The following is a 23,114-nucleotide window of genomic DNA, read 5'->3' on the forward strand; positions in this document are numbered from 1 at the left end:
CATGTACGACCAGACCGCCGGTGCACCCGAACCGGACGACTTCGACCTCATGGACGACGCCGCCCTCGACGCGCTGCTGGAGCAGCGGCTGAACGACCGGGCGGGCGCGGCGCAGGAGCGGACCGACACCCTCCGGCCCGTCGACGACGACCTGCCCGCCCCGCTCTCCTTCGGGCAGGAGCGGCTGTGGTTCCTCGACCGCTACGAGTCCGGCGGCATCGAGTACAACTCGGCCGTCGGGCTGCACCTGCGCGGCGAGCTGGACACCGCGGCCCTCACCGCCGCGCTCGGCCGGCTCGTCGAGCGCCACGAGCCGCTGCGCACCACCTTCGCCGTCGTCGACGGCCGGCCGCGGCAGGTGGTGCGCCCCGCCGCCCCGGTCGACCTCGACGTGCGGGACCTGACGGACCTGCCCGAGCGGGACCGGCCGGCGCGGGCGGACGACCTGCTGCGGGCCGAACTGGGCCGCCCCTTCGACCTCGTCGAGGGGCCGCTGCTGCGGGCCGTGCTGCTGCGCCTGGGCGCCACCGAGCACACCCTGCTGGTCAACATGCACCACATCGCCGCCGACGGCTGGTCCAAGGGCGTGTTCGCCCGCGAGCTGGGCGTGTTCTACGCGGACGCGGCGCAGGGCCGGGACGGCGGGCTGCCGCCGCTGCCGGCGCGCTACCGCGACTACGCCGCCTGGCAGCGCGAGCAGCTGACCGACGATCGGCTGGAGTCCGAACTCGCCTACTGGAAGGGCGCCCTGGCGGACGTCGAGCCGCTGGAGCTGCCCACCGACCGGCCCCGGCCCGCCGTCCGCACCACCAACGGGGCGCTGGCGCCGTTCCGCGTCCCGGCCGAGGTCGGCCGGGCCCTGGCCGACCTCGGGAAGCGGCACGACGGCACCCTGTTCTCGGTGCTGGTGGCCGCCACCCAGGTGCTGCTGGCGCGCTACTCCCGGCAGCGGGACATCGCCGTCGGCACCGTCTCCATGGGGCGGGAGCGCAGCGAACTGGAGCCGCTGGTCGGCTTCTTCGTCAACACCCTGGTGCTGCGCTCGGAGGTGGACGCCGACCTGCCCTTCACCGAGTTCCTGGGCCGGGTCACCGACACCGTGTGGGACGCCCTCGCCCACCAGGACCTGCCCTTCGACCGGCTGGTGGACGCGCTGCGCATCGAGCGGGACCCGAGCCGCACCCCGCTGGTGCAGGCCGCGGTCGTCCTGCAGAACACCCCCGCGGGGGAGGTCGAGCTGCCCGGCCTGGACGTGACGGAGTTCCGGCCGCCGTCGGTGTCCTCGATCTTCGACCTGACGCTGGAGTTCGCCGAGACCGCCTCAGGGGAGCTGACCGGCACCGTCGAGTACAACACCGACCTGTTCGACGCCGGGACGATGGCCCGCTTCACCGGGCACCTCGGCGAACTCCTCGCCGGTATCGCCGCCGACCCGGCCCGCCCAGTCGGGGACCTCCCGCTGCTGACCGCCGAGGAGGACCACCTCCTCGCCCGCGAGTGGGGCGACAACCGGATCCCGTACCCGGCCGACGCCACCGTGCACGGCCTCGTCGCCGACCGGGCCCGGAGCGGCCCCGACGCCGTCGCCGTCGACGGCCCGGCCGGCCGGCTGTCCTACCGCGAGCTGGAGGAGCGCGCCAACCGGCTCGCCCGCCACCTCGTGGCCCGCGGCGCCGAGCCCGGCGGCCACGTCGCGGTCTGCCTGCCGCGCGGCGCCGACTTCTACGTGGCACTGCTGGCCGTCCTCAAGGCGGGCTGCGCCTACGTGCCGCTGGACCCGGACCACCCGGCCGAGCGGCTGGCGCACATCCTGGACGACACCCGGGCACCGCTGTGCCTCACCGACCGGGACCTCGCCGGCCGGCTGCCCGCCGGCCGCACCGGCACCGTCCTGCTGGACGAGGAGGCCGAGGCGATCGCCGCCCTCCCGCAGGACGACCCCGGGGTGGCCGTCGGCCCCGGCGACGCGGCGTACGTGCTGTACACCTCCGGCTCCACCGGCACGCCGAAGGGCGTCGTCGTCGAGCACCGCTCGATCGTCCGGCTGGTCAGCGGCAACGACTACGCGCCGCTGCACCCGGACGACGTGGTGGCCCAGGCCGCCGACGTCACCTTCGACGCCGCCACCTTCGAGATCTGGGGCGCCCTGACCGCCGGCGCCCGGATCGTCCCGGTGGACCGGGAGACCCTGCTGGACGCCCGGGCGCTGACTGCGGCGATCGACCGGCTGGGCGTCACCACCATGTGGCTGACCGCCGGGCTGTTCGACCAGGTGGCGGCCGTCGACCCGGCCGCCTTCGGCAAGCTGCGCAACCTGCTGTTCGGCGGGGACGCCGTCAACCCGCGCCGGGTGGCCCAGGTCCTCGCGGCCGCGCCGCCGCAGCGCCTGGTCAACGGCTACGGCCCCACCGAGACCACCACCTTCGCGACCTGGCACCACGTCGTCGAGGGCGACGGGACCACCCCCGTCCCGATCGGCCGGCCCATCGCCAACACGTCGGTGCACGTCCTGGACGAGCGCCGCGCGCGGGTGCCGGTCGGCGTCCCCGGGGAGCTGTACATCGGCGGGCCGGGCGTGGCCCGCGGCTACCTCAACCTGCCCGAGCTGACCGAGGAACGGTTCTGCGCCGACCCGTACTCCGACACCCCGCAGGCCCGCCTCTACCGCACCGGTGACCTGGTGCGCTGGCGCTCCGACGGCACCCTGGAGTTCCTGGGCCGCACCGACCACCAGGTCAAGGTGCGCGGCTACCGCATCGAACCGGGCGAGATCGAGTCCGTCCTCGAACAGCATCCGGCGGTCTCCGCCGCCGTGGTGACGGTCCGTCAGGACGGCGGCCGCAAGCAACTCGTCGGCTACGTGCGGCAGTCCGACGGCGGTCAGGTCGACCCGGCCGGGCTGCGCGCCTTCGCCGAGTCCCGGCTGCCCGGCTACCTGGTGCCCTCCGCCCTCGTCGTCCTCGCCGAGTTCCCGCTCACCGCCAGCGGCAAGCTGGACCGGCGGGCCCTGCCCGTGCCCACCGAACAGCACACCCCCGGCGCCGACTTCACCGCCCCGGCCGGCGAGGCCGAGCAGGCCCTGGCCCGGGTGTGGACCGAGGTGCTCGGCATCGAGCGGGTCGGCACCCGCGACAACTTCTTCGACCTCGGCGGGGACTCCATCCTCAGCATCCAGGTCGTCGCCAAGGCCCGGCAGGCCGGGTGGGAACTCACCTCCAAGGACGTCTTCGCCCGGCAGACGGTCGCGGAGCTGGCGCGGGCCGCCGTCCCGGTCACCGCCGCGGTCGACACCGCGCCGGTCACCGGGGAGGCGCCGCTCACCCCCGTGCAGCGCTGGTTCTTCGCCCACCACACCCGCGCCCCGCACCACTTCAACCAGTCGGTGCTGCTCACCCTCGCCCCGGGCACCGACGAGCGGGCGCTGGCCGAGGCGCTGCGCGCGGTGGTCACGCACCACGACGCGCTGCGGATGCGCTTCCCCGGCCGGGGCGCCGCCCTGCGCCAGGTCAACCTGCCGGTGGGGGAGGACATCGCCCTGGAGCGGGTGGACCTCGGCCACCTGGCGGCCGGGGAGCGGCGCGACGCCGAGGCCGCGCTGGCCGAACAGGCCCAGGCCGGCCTGGACATCGAGGACGGGCCGCTGCTGCGCGCCGTGCTGTTCGCCGGCGCGCCGGACGAGCCGTCCCGGCTGTTCCTGACCGTCCACCACCTGGTCGTCGACGGGGTGTCCTGGCGGATCCTGCTGGACGACCTGGAGCGGGCGGTCTCCCAGGCGGCGGCCGGCCGGCCGGTGGACCTGGGAGCCAAGACCACCTCCTTCCTCGACTGGGCCCGCCGACTGGCCGGGCACGTCGCGGACGGCGGGTTCGACGCCGAAGCGGACCACTGGCGGCAGGTGGCCGCCCTGCCGGCCGCCTCCCTGCCGGTCGACCGCGACGGCGAGAACACCATGGCGGCGGTGCGCGAGGTGCGCGCCGGGCTGGACGCCGAGGCCACCGACGCCCTGCTGCGGCAGGTCCCGGCGGTCTACCGCACCCAGGTCAACGACATCCTGCTCGCCGCGCTCGGCCGGACCCTGTGCCGGTGGACCGGCGAGGAGCAGGTGGTCGTCGACCTGGAGGGGCACGGCCGCGAGGAGATCCTCGACGGGGTCGACGTCTCGCGGACCGCGGGCTGGTTCACCTCGATCTTCCCCGTCCTGCTGAGCGCCCCGCACGGGGCCGGCGCGGGCGACCTGATCAAGTCGGTGAAGGAGGGCCTGCGGGCCGTCCCGCAGCGCGGCATCGGCTACGGCGGGCTGCGCTACCCGGCCGACGGCCCGTCCGCGCTGCCCGAGTGCGCCCCCGCCGTCAGCTTCAACTACCTGGGGCAGTGGCAGGACGTCGCCGACGACGGCCTGTACGCGGCCGTCGAGTTCGACTTCGGCCGGGACCACAGCCCGCTCGAGCTGCGCCCGCACCTGCTCGACATCGTCGGCGAAGTACGCGGCGGCCGACTGGAGTTCACCCTCCACTACGCGAGCGACGTGCACGACGAGGCGACCGTGCGGGCCCTGGCCGACGGACTGGTCGACGCGGTGCGCGCCCTGATCGGCCACTGCCTGCGGCCGGGAGTCGGCGGCGCCACCCCCTCCGACTTCCCGCTGGCCGGCCTCGACCAGGCCGCCGTGGACCGCCTGGTCGGATCCGGCGACCGGGTCGAGGACGTCTACCCGCTCACGCCCATGCAGAGCGGCATGCTCTTCCACGCCCTCACCGAACCCGACGGCGCCTACCTCGACCACGTCTCCTTCCTGCTGGAGGGCGCCGGCGACACCGACGCGCTGGGCACGGCCTGGCAGCGGGTCGTCGAGGCGACCCCGGCCCTGCGCACCCACCTGGTGTGGGAGGGCGTCGACCGCCCCCTGCAGGTCGTCCGCTCCGACGTCCGTCCGGACGTCCGGACGCTCGACTGGCGCGGCCTCGACGAGAAGGAACAGGCGCGCCTGCTCGCCGAGTTGACGGCGCAGGAGCGGCGCGCCGGGCTGGACCTGGCGGCCGGCCCGCTGAGCCGCGTGGTGCTGGCCCGGGAGGCCGACGACGCCACCCGGGTGGTGTGGACCTTCCACCACGTCGTCCTCGACGGCTGGAGCATCTCCCGGATCCTCGGCGACCTCTTCGCCCACTACCGGGCACTCGCCGACGGCACGGCGGTACCCGAGGACACCCTCCGGGCCCGGCCCCCGTTCCGCGACTACGTCCAGTGGCTCGCCCGCCAGGACGCCGCCGCGGCCGAGGGGCACTGGCGCCGGGTGCTGGCCGGGCTGACCTCGCCCACCCCGCTGCCCTACGACCGCCGCCCCGCCCCGGGCCACCAGTCCGAGGCCGCCGACCGGATCCGGGTGGAGCTCGCGCCGGAGGACTGCGCCGCGCTCTCCGAGCGCGCCCGCGGCCACCGGCTCACCCTCAACACCATGGTGCAGGGCGCCTGGGCGCTGCTGCTGTCCCGCTACAGCGGCGAGGAGGACGTCTGCTTCGGCTCCACCGTCGCGGGGCGCCCGGCCGACCTGCCCGGCGTGTCGGAGATGGTCGGCAACTTCCTCAACACCATTCCGGTGCGCACCCGGGCGGCCAGGGACCAGGACGTGCTGGCCTGGCTGCGGCAGCTCCAGGACGAGCAGGTCGAGGCCCGCGGCTACGAGTACTCACCGCTGACCCAGGTGCAGGCCGCCTCCGAACTCCCGCGCGGCACCCGGCTCTTCGACAGCATCGTGGTCTTCGAGAACTACCCGGGCAACGGGCAGGCCGCGGCCGAGCACGGACTGGCCGTCACCGGCGTCACCGCGGTGGACACCACCAGCTACCCGCTGGACCTGACCGCCTACCTCGACGGGGACCGCCTCGCCCTCCAACTCGCCTACGACGCCGCCCTGTTCGACGGCGAGCGGGTGTCGCGGATGGCCGATCACCTGGCCGAGCTGCTGCGCGGCATGGCCCACGGACCGGACCGGACCGTGGCGGAGCTGCCGATGCTCCCCGAGCGGGAACGGGAGCTGCTGCTCGGCGGTCTGAGCGGATCGACGCTGCCCTTCGACCGCGACACCTGCCTGCACCAGCTGATCGCCCGGCAGGCCCGGCGCGTCCCGGACAACGACGCGGTGGTCTTCGGCGGAGCCACGCTGAGCTACGCCGAACTGGACGAGATGGCGGACCGGCTGGCCCAGGAGCTCGCCGCGCGCGGCGTGGGCGCCGGCTCGGTCGTCGCGATCTGCGTGGAGCGCGGGCTGCACATGGTCGTCGCCCTGCTCGGCGTGCTCAAGGCCGGCGGCGCCTACCTGCCGCTGGACCCGGCCCACCCCGCCGACCGGCTGGAGTACGTCCTGGCCGACAGCGCCGCCGCCCTGGTGATCACCCAGTCCGCGGTGGCCGGCCGGATCCCCGGCGAGGTGCCGCTGCTGCGCCTGGACGAGGAGTGGCCGCGGATCGCCCGGCTCCCCGCCCGGACCCCGGACTCCGGCGTCACCCCCGGCCACCCCGCCTACCTGATCTACACCTCCGGCTCCACCGGGCGGCCCAAGGGCGTCCTGGTCGAGCACCGCAGCGTGGCGTTCGCCGCCGAGTCCTGGAAGCTGGTGTACCGGACCGGGGAGGAACCGCCCGCCCGCCAGCTCAACGTCGCCAGCATGTCCTTCGACGTGTTCGTCTCCGACCTGGCGCACGTGCTCTGCCACGGCGGCGCGCTGGTCATCGCGCCCGCCGAGGCCACCACCGAGCCCGGGCAGCTGCTGGACCTGATGCACAGCGCCCGGGTCACCCACCTGGAGACCGTCCCCTCCCTGGCCAACGCGCTGGTCGAGGAGGCCGAGCGGCGCGGCACCGGACTGCCGCCGCTGCGCTTCCTCGCCGTCGGCTCCGACAACTGGCGCACCCAGGACTGCCGCCGGCTGCTCGCGCAGACGGCCGAGGGCACCGTCGTCCTCAACTCCTACGGCGTCACCGAGGCCACCGTCGAGTCCTGCGCGTACGTCGTGCACGCGGACCGGCTGCCGGACGGCCCCGGCGTACCGGTCGGGCAGGCGATCCCCGGCGTGCGCACCTACGTCCTCGACGAGGCGGGCCGGCCGGTGCCGGCCGGCGTGGTCGGCGAGCTGTACCTGGGCGGCCCCGGCGTGGCCCGGGGCTACCTGAACCGGCCCGAGCTGACCGAGGAGCGGTTCCTGCCCGACCCCTTCTCGGCCGAGCCCGGAGCCCGGCTGTACCGCACCGGCGACATGGTCCGGCGCCGGGCCGACGGCGACATCGAGTTCGCCGGCCGGGCCGACGACCAGGTCAAGATCAGGGGCTTCCGGATCGAACTGGCCGAGGTCGAGGCCGCCCTGCGGCGCCACCCCGCGGTGGCCGACGCGGTGGTCGCCGCGCGCACCGACGGCGGCACCCCGGCCCGGCTGGTCGGCTACGCCGTGACCGCGGCGGGACACCCGTTCGCCGCCGCCGAGCTGCGCGCCCACCTGGAGGACGTGCTGCCGCGCTACATGGTGCCCGCGGTGCTCGTCGAACTGGCCGCACTGCCGCTGAACAGCAACGGCAAGGTCGACCGCCGTGCCCTGCCCGCCCCGGCCCCGGAGGCGGCGCGCGGCAGCGGGCACCTGGCACCGCGCAACCCCGTGGAGGAGGCCCTCGCCGAGGTCTGGGCCCAAGTCCTCCGGGTCGACCGGGTCGGGGTCGAGGACAACTTCTTCGACCTCGGCGGCGACTCCATCCTGAGCATCCAAGTCGTGACCCGAGCACGGCAGAAGGGGATCACATTGTCGTCCAAGGACTTGTTCGCCCATCAGACGGTCGCCGAGCTGGCGTTCGCGACGACCGCCGCCGACCCGGCCGGGAAGACCGTCGAGACCCGGCGCTCCGAGCCGGCGGTGGGCCGGGTACCGCTGACCCCGATCCAGCGCACCTTCTTCGACCGCCACCGGGTCGCGCCCCATCACTCCACCATGTCGGTGCTCGTCACCCTCTCCGGGGCGCCGGACACCGCCGCGCTGCGCCGCGCCCTCGACGCCCTGCTCGACCACCACGACCAGCTGCGCGCCCGCTACACCAGCGCGTACGGGCGGTGGCAGCAGGAGGTGACCGCCCCGGGCGCCGGCTGGCCGCTGGAGGAGGTCGACCTGGCCGGGCACGACGCGCCCGAGGAGGAGATGCACCGGGCCGCGACCGCCGCCCAGGCCGGCTTCGACCTCGCCGCCGGCCGCCCGGTCGCCGCGGTGCTCTTCCACCCCGGCGAGGGCCGCGACCACCAGCTCTTCCTGACCGCCCACCACCTCGTGGTCGACGCGGTGTCCTGGCAGCTGCTGCTCACCGACCTGGAGACCGCCTACGCGCAGGCCGCGGCGGGCCGGACGGTCGACCTGGGCGAGCGCACCACCTCCTTCCGCGACTGGGCGCTGCGGCTGTCCGAGCACACCGCGGCGGGCGGCTTCGACGGCGAGCTCGACCACTGGGTGGCCACCGGCCGCCGGGCCGAGGCGGCCCTGCCGGTCGACCGCCCCGGCGAGGCGACGATCGCCTCGGCGGGCGAGGTGCGGGTGACCGTCGGCGAGGAGGACACCCGGGCGCTGCTGCACGACGTCCCGGCGACCTACCGCACCCAGGTCAACGACGTCCTGCTCACCGCGCTCGGCACCGCGCTGGCCGACTGGACCGGCCGCGGGAGCGTGCTGTTCGACCTGGAGGGCCACGGCCGCGAGGACCTCTTCGACGACGTCGACACCAGTCGCACGGCCGGCTGGTTCACCAGCGCCTTCCCGGTGGCCCTCACCCCGTCCGGCGCGGACTGGGGCGAGCGGCTGAAGCAGGTCAAGGAGCAGCTGCGCGCCGTACCGGGGCGCGGCATCGGCTACGGCGCGCTGCGCCACCTGAGCCCGGCCGGCTCGCCGGCCGAGATCCTCGCCGAGGCCCCGTCGGCGCAGGTGTGCTTCAACTACCTGGGCCAGGAGGACGAGCCGGCCGCCGACGGCGGACTCGTCCGCGGCGCCCGGCTGGGCTTCGGCACCGAGCAGGCGCCCGAGGAGACCCTGGAGTACCTCCTGGACGTCGTCGCCCAGGTCAGGGCCGGCCGGCTGGAGATCAGCCTGTACCACTCCTCGGCCGTGCACGACACCGCGACCGTCGAGCGGTTCGGCGAGCGGCTGGTCGCCGCGCTGCGCGGCATCGTCGCGCACTGCGCCGAGGCCGGGACGGGCGGCGCCACGCCCTCGGACTTCCCGCTGGCCAAGGTGGACCAGACGACCCTGGACCAGCTCACCGCGCACGGCGGCCGCATCGACGACCTCTACCCGCTGACGCCCATGCAGGGCGGGCTGCTGTTCCACAGCCTCAGCGAGCCCGGCGAGAGCATCTACCTGGGCCACCTGTCGTTCGTCCTGGACGGCGTCGACGACCTGAACGCGCTGGCCGAGGCCTGGCAGCTGCTCACCGACCGCAACGCGATCCTGCGCACCGCCGCCGTCTGGGAGAACGTGGACGACCCGCTGCAGGTGGTGTACCACGACGTCCGGATGCCGGTGCAGCTCCTGGACTGGACGGGCCTCACCGAGGCCGAGCGGGCCGAGAGCTTCGAGCGGCTCCTCGACGAGGAGCGGGCGCGCTCCATGGACCTCACGGTCGCGCCGCTCTCCCGGGTCGTCCTGATCGCCGAGACCGAGCGCAGCGTGCGCACCGTGTGGACCTCGCACCACGTGCTGCTGGACGGCTGGAGCAGCGCGGACCTGCTGGCCGAGCTGCTGGAGCACTACCTGCGGGTGCGCGGCCTCAAGGACGGCCCGCTGCCGGCCCGCCGGCCCTTCCGGGACTACGTGGCCTGGCTGGACCGGCAGGACCCGAGGGCCGCCGAGCGGCACTGGCGCGGCGTCCTGGAGGGCCACACCGAACCGACCCCGCTGCCGGTCGACCACGACCTGCCGGGCACCGAGTGGACCGGGTCGCGGGCGCGGATCTCCTTCCAGTTCGAACAGGAGACCTCCGACCTCCTCGCCGAGCTGATCAAGCGCCACCGGCTGACCGTCAACACGCTCGCGCAGGGCGCCTGGGCGCTGCTGCTGTCCCGCTACTCGGGGCGCACCGACGTGTGCTTCGGCTCGGCGGTGTCCGGACGGCCCGCCGACCTGCCCGGCGTCGAGACGATCGCCGGCATCTTCATCAACAACATCCCGGTGCGCACCCGGGTCACCCCCGAGAGCCGGCTGCTGGACTGGCTGGCCGAACTGCAGCGGGAGCAGACCGAGGCGCGCAGTCACGAGTTCGTGTCGCTGTCGCAGATCCGCGGCTGGGCCCAGGTCCAGGCCGGCACCAGCCTGTACGACAGCTACATCGTCGTCGAGAACTACCCGTACGAGGGCGAGATGGGCGCCGAGTACGGGGTGAGCCTGCGGGACCCGCAGGCCATGGAGTTCACCAACTTCCCGATGGTGCTGGCGGTGTTCCCGGCCGGGCGGCTGGCCTTCCGGCTCGCCTACGACCCGGTGCTGTTCGAGCCGGAGACCGCCGAGCGCGTCCTGAACGACCTGCGGGCCGTGCTGGAGGAGATCGCCCGCGAGCCGGAGCGCACCCTCGGCCGGCTCGGCGAGCTCAGCGCCGAGCACCGGCAGGAGGCCATCACCGCGCACCAGGGCCCGCGGATCGCCTTCGACGACCGCCCGGTGCACCTGCAGTTCGCCGAGCAGGCCGAGCGCACCCCGCAGGCCGTCGCCGTCGCCGACCGCGAGGGCCGGCTGACCTTCGCCGAACTCGACGCCGCCGCCAACCGGTTGGCGCACCACCTGGCCGAGCGGGGCGTCGGCGCCCAGACCCCGGTGGCGGTGCTGCTGGAGCGCGGCACGGACCTGGTCACCGCGCTGCTGGCGGTGCTCAAGGCCGGCGGCACCTACTCGCCGGTCGACCCGGCCGCGCCCGCCGAGCGGCTGGCGCTGCTGCTGGAGGACACCGCGGCCCCCGTCGTGATCACCCACGCCGCGCTGCGCGAGCGGCTGCCGCGGGGCGCCGCGGTGGTGACCCTGGACGAGGAGCGGGAGGCGATCGCGGCCCGGCCCGGCACCGCGCCCACGAGCGCCGTCTCCCCGGACGACGCCGCGTACGTCATCCACACCTCCGGTTCGACCGGGCGCCCCAAGGGCGTGGTGGTCGAGCACCGGAGCCTGGCCAACCTGCTGGACAGCCACCGGCGCACCGTCTTCGGCCCGGTCCGGGAGACCGCGCAGGGCCGGCCGGTCCGGGTGGCGCACCTGGCCCCGGCGTCCTTCGACGCCTCCTGGAACCCCGTGCTGTGGCTGGTCGACGGCAACGAGCTGCACATCGTCGACGACACCACCCGCCGGGACGCCCAGGCCCTCGCCGACTACGTCGTCGAGCACGGCGTCGAGTTCCTGCAGACCACCCCGTCCTACGTCCAGCAGCTGTTCGACACCGGCCTGCTGGAGCGGCCCGGGCTGCGGCTGCGCGGACTGGCGCTGGGCGGCGAGCCGATCGGCCAGGCGCTGTGGGACCAGCTGCGGGCCCGCCCCGAGCTGGTGAGCTTCAACTTCTACGGCCCGACCGAGTGCACGGTGGACGCCGTGATCACCCGGCTCGCCGACAGCACCCGCCCGGTGCTGGGCCTCCCCGTGCAGAACACCCGGGCCTACGTCCTGGACGAGGAGCTCAAGCTGCTCCCGGTGGGAGCCCCCGGCGAGCTGTGCCTGGCCGGCGCCGGACTGGCCCGGGAGTACCTGGGCCGGCCCGAGCTGACCGAACGCGCCTTCGTCCGCGCCCCGTTCGGCTCCGGCGAGCGGCTGTACCGCACCGGCGACCGGGTGCGCCGGCTGCCCGACGGCACGCTGGAGTACCTGGGCCGCCTGGACCACCAGATCAAGCTGCGCGGCTACCGCATCGAGCCGGGTGAGATCGAGTACGCGCTGGCCGGCCACCCCGGCGTCGAGGAGGCGGTCGTCGCCGTCCTCGGCGAGGGCGAGGCCAGGCGCCTGGCGGGCTACGTCCGGGTCGCCGACCCGGCGGCCTTCGACGCCGAGGCGGTGACGGGCCACCTCGCCGAGCGGCTGCCGGACTACATGGTGCCGCCCGTGCTGGTGCCGCTGGCGCAGTTCCCCCTCAACCCCAACGGCAAGGTGGACCGCAAGGCCCTGCTGGAGACGGGCACGCCGCAGGCCGAGGGCTCCGGCTACGTGGAGCCGCGGACCGACACCGAGAAGGCGCTGGCGAAGATCTGGGCCGACGTCCTGGAGGTGGACCGGGTCGGCGCCCACGACAACTTCTTCAGCCTCGGCGGGCACTCCATCCTCAGCCTGAAGACGCTCTCCCAGATCAAGCGGGCCTTCGGCGTCCGGCCGACGTTCCGCGAGCTGCTGGACACCCCGACGCTCGCCGGCTTCGCCGAGCTGATCGAGGAGACCCTGCTGCGGGAGCTGGAGAAGGCCGCGGCCGCGGACGCCGGGGCGGGCGACGCCGACACGGAACGGAAGGCCTGAGCCGTGACCACATCACGCGAAGACCGGATCGCCGCACTGCCCGCGCACCTGCGCGAGCAGCTGCTGCGCCGGATGTCCGGGGCGTCCGCGCCGGACGAGGGGGCCGACGCCGGGCCGGCCGAGGAACCGGCCATCCCGGCGGCCCCCCGGGACGAGCCGCTGCCGATGTCCTTCTCCCAGCAACGCCTCTGGTTCCTCAGCGAGTTGGACCCGGAAGCGGTCGGCTACAACTCCTGCTTCGGGCTGCGGCTGACCGGCGAGCTCGACGCCGGGGCGCTGCGGGACGCCCTCGCCGGGGTGGTGCGGCGCCACGAGGCGCTGCGCACCACCTTCGACACGGTGGACGGCCTGCCGGTTCAGGTCCCGCACGAGGAGGTCGAGCTGCCCTTCGAGCGGATCGACCTGAGCGCCCTCGACGACGCCGGCCGGCAGGCGGAGCTGGACCGCGCCGTCGCCCGGGACCTCTCCCGGCCCTTCGACCTGCGCACCGGCCCCCTGCTGCGGGCCCTGCTGGTCCGCCTGGCCGAGCGGGAGCACGTCCTCGTGCTGACGCTGCACCACATCAACCACGACGGCTGGTCGATGAGCGTCGTCACCCGGGAGCTCGGCGAGCTGTACCGGGCCGGCCGCGAGGGCCGGCCGGCCGACCTGCCGCCCGTACCGCTGCAGTACGCCGACTTCGCGGTCTGGCAGCGTGCCCAGCTCTCCCCGGAGGCGCTGGCGCGCTCGCTCGACCACTGGAAGGAGGAACTGGCCGGCCTGGCGCCGCTGGAGCTGCCGGCCGACCGGCCCCGGCCGGCCGTGCGCACCTCGGCCGGGGACGTGGAGTCCGTCGAGGTGCCGGCCGAGGTGGCCGACGGGCTGCGCGCGCTGTCCCGGCGGTGCGGGGCCACGCTGTTCATGACGCTGACCGCCGCCACCCAGGTGCTGCTGGCACGCTGGAGCGGCCAGTCCGACCTCGCGGTCGGCACCCCGGTGGCCGGGCGCAAGCACCCGGGCCTGGAGGATGTCGTCGGCTTCTTCCTGAACACCCTGGTGCTGCGCGCCCGGCTCGAACCCGGGCGGTCCTTCACCGAGCTGCTGGCGGGCACCCGCGAGACCGTGCTGGAGGCCTTCCAGCACGAGGACGTGCCCTTCGAGCAGGTGGTGGACGCGGTCCAGCCGGAGCGGGACCCGGCCCGGATGCCGCTGGCGCAGGTCCTGGTCGTCCTGCAGAACGCCCCGGAGGCGCGGCTGGAGCTCAGCGGGCTGACCGTCGAGCAGTACCGGCTGCCCCAGGCCAGCACCGGCTTCGACCTGGTCCTCGGCTACGAGGAGCGGCCCGACGGCACGCTCGGCGTGGACGTCGAGTACAGCGGCGACCTGCACGACGCCGCCACGGTGCGGCGGCTGTGCGGGCACCTCGTGACGCTGCTCGGCTCGATCGCGGCCGAACCCGGCCGCCCCTGGGACGAGCTGCCGCTGCTGACCGGCGACGAGTACCGGCAGCTGACCGAGGACTGGGCCCGGACCCCGGCCCCGGCCGTCGAGGACGCCGGCGTGCACGAGCTGATCGCCCGGCGCGCGGCCGAACACCCCGGCGCGATCGCCGTGGAGTGCGGCGATCGGCAGCTCACCTACGGCGAACTGGACGCGCAGGCGGGCGAGTTGGCCCGCCGCCTGACCGCGCTCGGGGTGGCCCCCGGCTCGGTCGTGGGCGTCTGCCTCGACCGCGGCCCGGAGCAGATCGTGGCCATCCTGGCCGCGCTGAAGACCGGCTCCGCCTACCTCCCGTTGAACGCGGACTTCCCGGCCGCCCGGCGGGCGCTGATGCTCACCGAGACCGAGGCGCCCGTCGTCCTGACCCAGCGCTCCCTGCTGGACGACTTCGCGGGCCTGGCCGCCCGCGCGGTCGCCGTGGACGCGCCGTGGCCCGGCGAGGCCGCCGCGGAGCCTGGCGCCACACCCCGGGTGACCGGGGAGGCGCTGGCGTACGTCATCTACACCTCCGGCTCCACCGGCACCCCCAAGGGCGTGCTGCTGGGGCACCGCGGACTGGTCAACCTGGTCACGACCACCGCCGAGCGGTTCCGGCTCGGGGTCGGCGGCCGGGTGCTCCAGCTCTGCTCGCCCAGCTTCGACGGCGCGGTGTGGGAGATCTTCGTCGCGCTCACCTCCGGCGCCACGCTGTGCCTGCCCGAGCGCGGAGCCGACACGATCGGCCCCGAGTCGGTCGGCCGGCTGGCGAAGGGCGAGCCGGTGGTGATGAGCCTGCCGCCCGCGGCGCTGGCGGCCCTGGACCCGGACGCCCTCGCCGCCGGCTCGACCGTCCTGGCGGTGGGCGACCGCTGCCCGGTCGAGCTGGCCCGCGCCTGGTCGGTCCGGCACCGCTTCGTCAACGGGTACGGGCCCACCGAGGCCACCGTCGGCACCGCCCTGTTCGAGGGCGGGATCCCCGCGGACGCCGTCCGGCTGTCCGTCGGCAGGCCGATCCCGGGAGCCGAGGTCTTCGTCCTCGACGAGCGGCTGCTGCCGGTGCCCGTCGGCGTGACCGGCGAGCTGTACATCGGCGGTCGCGGGGTGGCCAAGGGCTATCTCGGGCGCCCCGAGCTGACCGCGCAGCGCTTCGTCCGCCACCCCTTCAGCGACGACCCGCAGGCCCGGCTGTACCGCACCGGAGACCTCGGCGCCTGGCTGCCCGGCGGGGAGCTCGACTTCCGGGGGCGCACCGACGACCAGGTCAAGATCCGCGGATTCCGGATCGAGCTGGGCGAGATCGAGACCGCGCTGGCCCGGCTGTCCGGCGTGGACCAGGCGTGCGTCCTGGCCCTGGATCACGGCGGGCGCAAGCAGCTCGTCGGCTACGTCGTGCCGGCCGCCGGCGTCGAGCTCGAACCCGGCCGACTGGCCGACGAACTCGGTTCCGCGCTACCGGAGTTCATGGTCCCGTCGACCATCTCCACGCTCGCCGAGCTGCCGCTGACCGTCCACGGGAAGGTGGACCGCAAGGCCCTGGCCGAACTGCCGGTGGCCACCCGGACCGAGCATGTGGCGCCGCGCAACGGGCGGGAGGAGTCCCTGGCGGAGGTCTTCCGCACCGTCCTCGGCGTCGAGCAGGTCGGCGTGCACGACGGCTTCTTCGACCTCGGCGGCGACTCGATCCTCTCCACCCAGGTGGTCGCCCGCGCCCGGCAGGCCGGACTGGAACTGACGGTCAAGGAGCTCTTCCGGCTCAGGACCGTCTCCCGGCTCGCCGAGGTGGCGCGCACCGCCGGCACCGCCGGGGACCACCGGGACGAACGGCCCGAGACCGGGCCGGTGCCGCTGACACCCGTGCAGCACTGGTTCTTCGAGACCCACCCCGTCAACCCGCACCACTTCAACCAGTCGGTCCTGCTGGAACTCGCGCCCGGCACCGACCCGGCCGCCCTGCGCGCCGCCCTGGCGGCCATCGTGGACCGGCACGACGCCCTGCGGCTGCGCTTCGGCCGCGCCGAGGACGGCCGGTGGCACCAGGAGGTCGTCGAACACGCCGACGACCGCTGGCAGTTCACGCCCGTCGACCTCTCCGGCGCGGCGGACGAGGAGCTGCCCGGGCGGATCGACGAGGCGGTGCTCGCCGCCCAGACCGGCCTGTCCGCCACCGACGGCCCGCTGCTGCGCGCGGTGCTCTTCACGCTCGGCGAGGGCCGGCCGCCGCGGCTCTTCCTGACCGCGCACCACCTCGCCGTGGACGGCGTCTCCTGGCGCGTCCTGCTGGACGACCTGCGGATCGCGTACGGGCAGCTGGCGGCCGGCAAGGAGGCCGACCTCGGCCCGCGCAGCACCTCCTACGGGCAGTGGGCGCGGCGTCTGGAGGAGTACACGGCGGCCGGCGGCTTCGACGACCAGGCCGGGTACTGGCAGGCCGCCACCGCGGGCACCGGGCCGGCCCCCGACCCGGGCCGGGTCGAGGACTCCCGGGCCGTCCACGAGCGGCTGAGCGCCGAGGAGACCGACGCGCTGCTGCGCAAGGTCCCCGGGGCGCACCGGGCCCGCATCAACGAGGTGCTGCTCGCCGCGCTCGGACGGGCGCTGACCGGCTGGACCGGCCGGGACCGCTCGCTCGTCGAGGTGGAGGGCCACGGCCGGGAGGACCTCCTGGAGGGCGTCGAACTCTCCCGGACGGTCGGCTGGTTCACCGCCGCCCACCCGCTGGCGCTGGCCGTGCCGGCCGACGCCCCGATGTCCGCGGCCGTGCGCACCGTCAAGCGGCAGCTGCGCGCGGTGCCGCAGCACGGCGTCGGCTACGCCGCGCTGCGCCACCTCGCCGCCGACCGGCCGGACCGCCCGGCCCTGGAGCCGGTGCAGGCCCTCGTCGGCTTCAACTACCTGGGGCAGTGGGGCTCCGGAACCACCGGCGACGAACTGGTGCTGCGGCCCCTCCCGCACGGCGGAGCGGACCACGACCCCGCGGAGCGCCGGGTGCACCCGCTGGACGTGGTCGGTTCGGTGGAGGACGGGCGGATGGAGTTCAGCTGCAGCTACCCCGCGGACCAGTACACCGAGGAGCGCGTCGCCGAACTGCTGCGGGCGATGGTGGACGGACTGCGCGAGCTGGTCCGCGCCACGCCCTGAACGTCCACTCCGAGCCCCGGGCGCCGTCCCCGCGTTCCCTACCTTCCTTCGTAACCCTCCCGAGGAGAGACATGACGCACCGAGAGCAGTCCGCCCGCCCCGCCCGCGAGGCCGTCCGGCGTCGCTACCTCATGTGCCGTCCCACGCACTTCGAGGTCACCTACCGGATCAACCCGTGGATGGACCCGGCCAAGCCGGTGGACACCGACCTGGCCGTCGCGCAGTGGGAGAAGCTGCGCGCGCTCTACCTGGAGCTGGGCCACGACGTGGAGCTGATCGAGCCGCTGCCCGGGTACCCCGACATGGTCTACGCGGCCAACGGCGCCACCGTGGTCGACGGCAAGGTCCTGGGGGCCCGCTTCCGCAACGTCGAGCGGTCCGCCGAGGGGCCGGCCTACCTCGCCTGGTTCCGGGCCAACGGCTTCACCGCACTGCACGACCCCGAGCACGTCAACGAGGGCGAGGGCGACTTCCTGGTGGCCGGGAGCGTGATCCTGGCCGGCACCGGCTTCCGCAGCACGCCCCAGTCGCACGCCGAGGCCCAGGAGTTCTTCGGCTGCCCCGTCGTCAGCCTGGAGCTGGTCGACGAGCGCTACTACCACCTGGACACCGCGCTGGCCGTGCTCTCCCACGACGAGGTGATGTACAACCCGCAGGCGTTCTCGCCGGGCAGCCGCGCCGTCCTGGAGCGGCTGTACCCCGACGCGGTGCAGGCCTCCCCGGAGGACGCGGCGGTGTTCGGGCTCAACGCGGTCAGCGACGGGCGGCACGTGGTGCTGCCGGAGGCGGCCACCGGGCTGGCCCTCCAGCTGCGCGAGCGCGGCTTCGAGCCGATCGGCATGGACCTGAGCGAGCTCCTCAAGGGCGGCGGCAGCGTCAAGTGCTGCACCTTGGAGATGCGCGAACCCGCTGCCTGACGCCCCGGCGGTGGGGGCGGGGGGGGCCGCCCCCCCCCCCCCCCCCCCCCCCCCCGGCGGGGGGGGGGGGGGGGGCCCCCCCCCCCCCCCCCCCCCCCCACCCCGCCGCCCCCCCCCCCCCCCCCCCGCCGCCGCCCCCCCCCCCCCCCGCCACCGCCACGGTCGAGACCGCGTGCCGGCCGCTGTCGCCGAGCACCGCCGTCCCCCCGGCGATCGCCGCGACCAGCACCGCCGCCGCCCCGGCGGTCAGCAGCCGCCGGCGCCGCAGCCGCCGCCGTCCGCCGGCGACCAGCCGGTCGTACGGGGCGGTGCCGACGTCGACGCTCCCGGCCAGTTCGCCCAGTGCCCGTACGGCCGCCGGCTCGTCGCCGGCCGCCGCGTCCCCGGGCAGGAAGTCGTGGCTCATCTTGTCCCTCCGATGCTCGTCAGTCCGATGAGTGAGGAGGCCCCGCGGAGTTTGGCCAGCCCTCTGGCCGCCTGGCTCTTCACCGTCCCGACCGAGCAGCCCATCGCCGCCGCGGTCTGGGTCTCGCTGAGGTCCTCCCAGTACCGCAGCACCACGGCCTGGCGCTGGCGCGGCGGCAGCGCGGCGAGTGCGGCGAGCAGCACGGCCCGGTCGTCCGGGTCGGTGCCGGCCGGTGCGGGCCGGTCCGGGAACGCGGTGACGGGGTACTCGACCAGCCGCCGCCGGAACCGTCTGGCGTGTTCGTTGATCACGATCCGGCGCACGTAGGCGTACGGGTCGTCTGCGGCCCGGACCCTGTTCCACGCCGCGTACGCCCGTTCCAGCGCCTGCTGGACCAGGTCCTCGGCGCCGTGCCGGTCCCCCGCGAGCAGGTACGCCGTCCTGAGCAGCCGTGACCACGCGCCGCCGACGAACGCCCGGAACTCCTCGTCCCGGGCGGTCTTGTGGGCTCCCATGAGCACCTCCTCAACCCCCCGGAGCCCAGGACGGCCTCGGACCGTTGCCCGTCGTTCGCGATTCGCCGCCCCCGGCTGTGACACTGGAGGGGCTCGAAAACCGAGGTGCGCTCCGCCGTGCCTCCTTGCGAACCTAGAGGGATGCCCGCAGTGAGTTCTCCCGCAGTCCAGTCCGCCACCGTACCCGCCGAGGGCCCCGGAATAGGTGAGCTGGCCGCCCGCCTGCCCGAGCTGACCCTGCGCGACCAGGTGCGGCTCGGGCGCCGGCTGGAGGGGGCCCGTCGGGTCCGCAGGCCCGAGGCCCGGCAGAAGATCGCCGCCGAGATCGCCGCCGACATCGAGCGCGCCGAGCTGGTCGTCGAGCGGCGCCGGCAGGCCGTCCCGGCGATCGGCTACCCGGCCGAGCTCCCGGTCAGCCAGAAGAAGGACGAGATCCTGGCGGCGATCCGGGACCACCAGGTGGTGATCGTCGCGGGCGAGACCGGCTCCGGCAAGACCACCCAGATCCCGAAGATCTGCCTGGAGCTGGGCCGCGGCGTGCGCGGCCTGGTCGGCCACACCCAGCCGCGCCGGATCGCCGCCCGCACGGTGGCCGAGCGGGTCGCGGAGGAGCTGGACAGCCCGCTGGGCGAGGCGGTCGGCTGGAAGGTCCGGTTCACCGACCAGGTCGGCCAGGACACCCTGGTCAAGCTGATGACGGACGGCATCCTGCTGGCCGAGATCCAGACGGACCGCGACCTGCACCAGTACGACACCCTGATCATCGACGAGGCGCACGAGCGCAGCCTCAACATCGACTTCATCCTCGGCTACATCAAGCAGCTGCTCCCCCGCCGCCCCGACCTCAAGGTCGTGATCACCTCCGCGACCATCGACCCGGAGCGCTTCGCCCGGCACTTCGGCGACGCCCCGATCGTCGAGGTCTCCGGCCGCACGTACCCGGTCGAGGTCCGCTACCGGCCGCTCGTCGAGGACGGGGCCGAGGAGGACGAGGACACCACCGAGGCGGACCGCGACCGGGACCAGGTCCAGGCCATCTGCGACGCCGCCGAGGAGCTCCAGGCCGAGGGCCCGGGCGACATCCTGGTCTTCCTCTCCGGCGAGCGCGAGATCCGCGACACCGCGGACGCCCTCGGCAGGCTGAAGCTGAAGAACACCGAGGTCCTGCCGCTGTACGCCCGGCTCAGCTCGGCCGAGCAGCACAAGGTCTTCCAGCGCTCGCGCAGCCGCCGGATCGTGCTGGCCACCAACGTCGCCGAGACCTCGCTGACCGTCCCCGGCATCAAGTACGTGATCGACCCGGGCACCGCCCGGATCTCCCGCTACAGCCACCGCACCAAGGTGCAGCGGCTGCCGATCGAGGCGATCAGCCAGGCCAGCGCCAACCAGCGCAAGGGCCGCTGCGGCCGCACCTCGGACGGCATCTGCATCCGGCTCTACTCGGAGGAGGACTTCCTCTCCCGCCCCGAGTTCACCGACGCCGAGATCCTGCGCACCAACCTGGCCTCGGTGATCCTGCAGATGACCGCGGCCGGCCTCGGCGACATCGCCGCCTTCCCGTTCCTGGACCCGCCGGACTCGCGCAACATCAAGGACGGCGTCCACCTGCTGCACGAGCTGGGCGCGCTCGACCCGGACGAGAAGGACCCGCGCAAGCGCCTGACCCAGCTCGGCCGCAAGCTCGCCCAGCTCCCGGTGGACCCGCGGATGGCCCGCATGGTGCTGGAGGCGGACCGGAACGGCTGCGTCCGCGACGTCATGGTGATCGCCGCCGCGCTCTCCATCCAGGACCCGCGCGAGCGCCCGGCCGAGAAGCGCCAGGCCGCCGACGACCGGCACCGCCGGTTCAACTCGGAGACCTCCGACTTCCTCGCCTACCTGGCGATGTGGCGCTACGTCCGGGAGCAGCAGCGGGAGCTCTCCTCCTCGGCGTTCCGCCGGATGTGCAAGGCGGAGTTCCTCAACTACCTGCGGATACGGGAGTGGCAGGACATCTACGTCCAGCTGCGCACCGTCGCCAAGCAGTTGGGCGTCACGGTCGAGGAGCCGCACCCCGACGCCGAGCCGGACGCCGACCGGATCCACCAGTCGCTGCTGGCCGGCCTGCTCTCCCACATCGGCCTGTTCGACGCGGAGAAGCGCGAGTACGGCGGCGCGCGCGGCGCCCGCTTCGCGGTCTTCCCGGGCTCGGGCCTGTTCAAGAAGCCGCCGCGCTGGGTGATGTCGGCCGAGCTGGTGGAGACCTCGCGGCTCTGGGCGCGGATCAACGCGAAGATCGAGCCGGAGTGGGTCGAGCCGCTGGCCGGTCACCTGATCAAGCGGAGCTACAGCGAGCCGCACTGGGAGAAGAAGGCCGGCGCCGTGATGGCGTTCGAGAAGGTGACCCTCTACGGGATGCCGGTCGTCGCCCAGCGCAGGGTCAACTACGGGCGGATCGACCCGGAGCTCTGTCGCGAGCTGTTCATCCGCAACGCGTTGGTCGAGGGCGACTGGGAGACCCACCACCGGTTCTTCGCGGAGAACCGCAAGCTGCTCGGCGAGGTCGAGGAGCTGGAGAACCGGGCCCGCCGCCGGGACATCCTGGTGGACGACCAGACCCTGTTCGACTTCTACGACGCCCGGCTGCCCGAGGAGGTCGTCTCCACCCGGCACTTCGACTCCTGGTGGAAGAAGGCCCGGCACGAGCAGCCGGACCTGCTGAACTTCGAGAAGTCGATGCTGATCAACGACGCCGCGGACGGCGTCACCGAGGCCGACTACCCGGACCACTGGCAGCAGGGCAAGCTCCGCTTCCGGCTGACCTACCAGTTCGAGCCGGGCAGCGACGCGGACGGCGTGACGGTGCACATCCCGCTGCCGGTGCTGAACCAGGTCACCGCGGAGGGCTTCGACTGGCAGATCCCCGGTCTGCGGGAGGAGCTGGTCACCGCGTACATCAAGTCGCTGCCGAAGGCGATCCGCCGCAACTTCGTCCCGGCGCCGGACTTCGCCAAGGCGGCGCTGCGCGCGGTGAAGGACCGCCAGGAACCCCTCCTCCCGGCCCTGGAGCACGCCCTGAAGCGCCTGACGGCGGTCACCGTGCCTCCGGAGGCCTGGGACGACGAACGGGTCCCCGACCACCTCAAGGTGACCTTCCGGGTGGTGGACGGCAAGCGCAGGCTCGCCGAGTCCAAGGACCTGGAGGAGCTGCGGCTGAAGCTCAAGCCGAAGCTCAAGGAGACGCTCTCCTCGGCCGCCTCCGGCCAGGGCATCGAGCAGAGCGGGCTGACCGCCTGGCCGGCCTCGCTCCCGGTGCTCCAGCGCACCTTCGAGCAGCGCTCGCGCGGCCACTCGATGCGCGCCTACCCGGCCCTGGTGGACGAGGGGCAGTCGGTCGGCGTCAAGCTGTTCGACACCCCGGAGGCGCAGGCCCGGTCGATGTGGGAGGGGAGCAGGCGGCTGCTGATGCTGACCACCAACTCCCCGGCCAAGTCGATCCAGGGCCGGCTGGGCAACCAGGCGAAGCTGGCGCTCTCGCACAGCCCGCACGGCTCGATCGCCGCCCTGTTCGAGGACGTCGTGGCGGCCGCCACGGACCGGCTGATGACGCTGTCCGGCGGCCCGGCCTGGGACGAGGCGGCCTTCGCCAAGCTGCACGACAAGGTGCGCGCGGACCTGTACGAGCTGTCCGCGGACACCACGCTGAAGACGGCCACCGCGCTGATCGCCTTCCACAAGGCCTCGACCCGGCTGAAGACGGTGAGCAGCCCGGTGCTGCTGAACGCGGTGAACGACGTCCGGCTGCACCTGGCCTCGCTGGTGCACCCGGGCTTCGTGACGGCCACCGGCTGGCAGCGGCTGCCGGACCTCAAGCGCTACCTGCTCGCGGTGGACCGCCGTCTGGAGGCGCTGCCCAACCACCCGCAGCGGGACGCCCAGCAGCTGCTGAAGGTGCAGCAGGTGCAGCAGGCGTACGGGGAGCTGCTGGCGGCGGTGCCGGCCGGGCAACAGCCCTCCCCGGAGGTGCGGGCGATCCGCTGGATGATCGAGGAGCTGCGGGTGAGCTTCTTCGCCCAGTCCCTGGGCACGCCGAGCCCGGTCTCGGAGAAGCGGATCGTGAAGGCGATGGAGGCGGCGCGGGCGACGCTCTGACCCGCCCGGGGCGGCGCCGCCCGCTCGGCGCCGTGAGCTGCGGGTGGGCCTTCAGG

The 23,114-nt window shown here is 74.4% G+C and carries 5 protein-coding genes; 4 read left to right on the top strand and 1 reads right to left on the bottom strand.

The window, feature by feature from the left end; translation table 11 throughout:
• Position 1: 1 nt before the first annotated feature.
• The 3 genes from AB0E96_RS00760 to ddaH all read left to right on the top strand — a co-directional run bounded on the left by AB0E96_RS00760 (position 2) and on the right by ddaH (position 18,006).
• Entirely contained in the window at positions 2-12,493 is a 12,492-nt protein-coding gene (locus AB0E96_RS00760) for an amino acid adenylation domain-containing protein (protein WP_359816932.1), read from the top strand.
• A 3-nt stretch (positions 12,494-12,496) separates the two neighbouring features.
• Complete coding sequence (locus tag AB0E96_RS00765; protein ID WP_359816934.1) at positions 12,497-17,089, top strand: amino acid adenylation domain-containing protein; 4,593 nt, start codon at positions 12,497-12,499, stop codon at positions 17,087-17,089.
• Between the two features lie 71 nt (positions 17,090-17,160).
• Entirely contained in the window at positions 17,161-18,006 is an 846-nt protein-coding gene (gene ddaH, locus AB0E96_RS00770; RefSeq protein WP_359816936.1) for a dimethylargininase, read from the top strand.
• Between the two features lie 402 nt (positions 18,007-18,408).
• Here ddaH and AB0E96_RS00775 read toward each other — a convergent pair whose 3' ends face one another.
• On the bottom strand, positions 18,409-18,927 hold the full coding sequence (locus AB0E96_RS00775) for a SigE family RNA polymerase sigma factor (RefSeq protein ID WP_359816938.1): 519 nt from the start codon (positions 18,925-18,927) through the stop codon (positions 18,409-18,411).
• A gap of 150 nt (positions 18,928-19,077) precedes the next feature.
• Here AB0E96_RS00775 and hrpA point away from each other — a divergent pair, with 150 nt between their 5' ends.
• Positions 19,078-23,058 (top strand): ATP-dependent RNA helicase HrpA, encoded by a 3,981-nt coding sequence (gene hrpA / locus AB0E96_RS00780; protein ID WP_359816940.1) that lies wholly within the window; start codon positions 19,078-19,080, stop codon positions 23,056-23,058.
• Positions 23,059-23,114: the final 56 nt, after the last annotated feature.

The sequence above is a fragment of the Kitasatospora sp. NPDC036755 genome, from assembly GCF_040636595.1.
Classification (GTDB): domain Bacteria; phylum Actinomycetota; class Actinomycetes; order Streptomycetales; family Streptomycetaceae; genus Kitasatospora.

Coding starts and splice junctions, on each gene's coding strand:
- AB0E96_RS00760 (WP_359816932.1), top strand. CDS start 2: ATGTACGACCAGACCGCCGGTGCACCCGAACCGGACGACTTCGACCTC.
- AB0E96_RS00775 (WP_359816938.1), bottom strand. CDS start 18,927: ATGGGAGCCCACAAGACCGCCCGGGACGAGGAGTTCCGGGCGTTCGTC.
- ddaH (WP_359816936.1), top strand. CDS start 17,161: ATGACGCACCGAGAGCAGTCCGCCCGCCCCGCCCGCGAGGCCGTCCGG.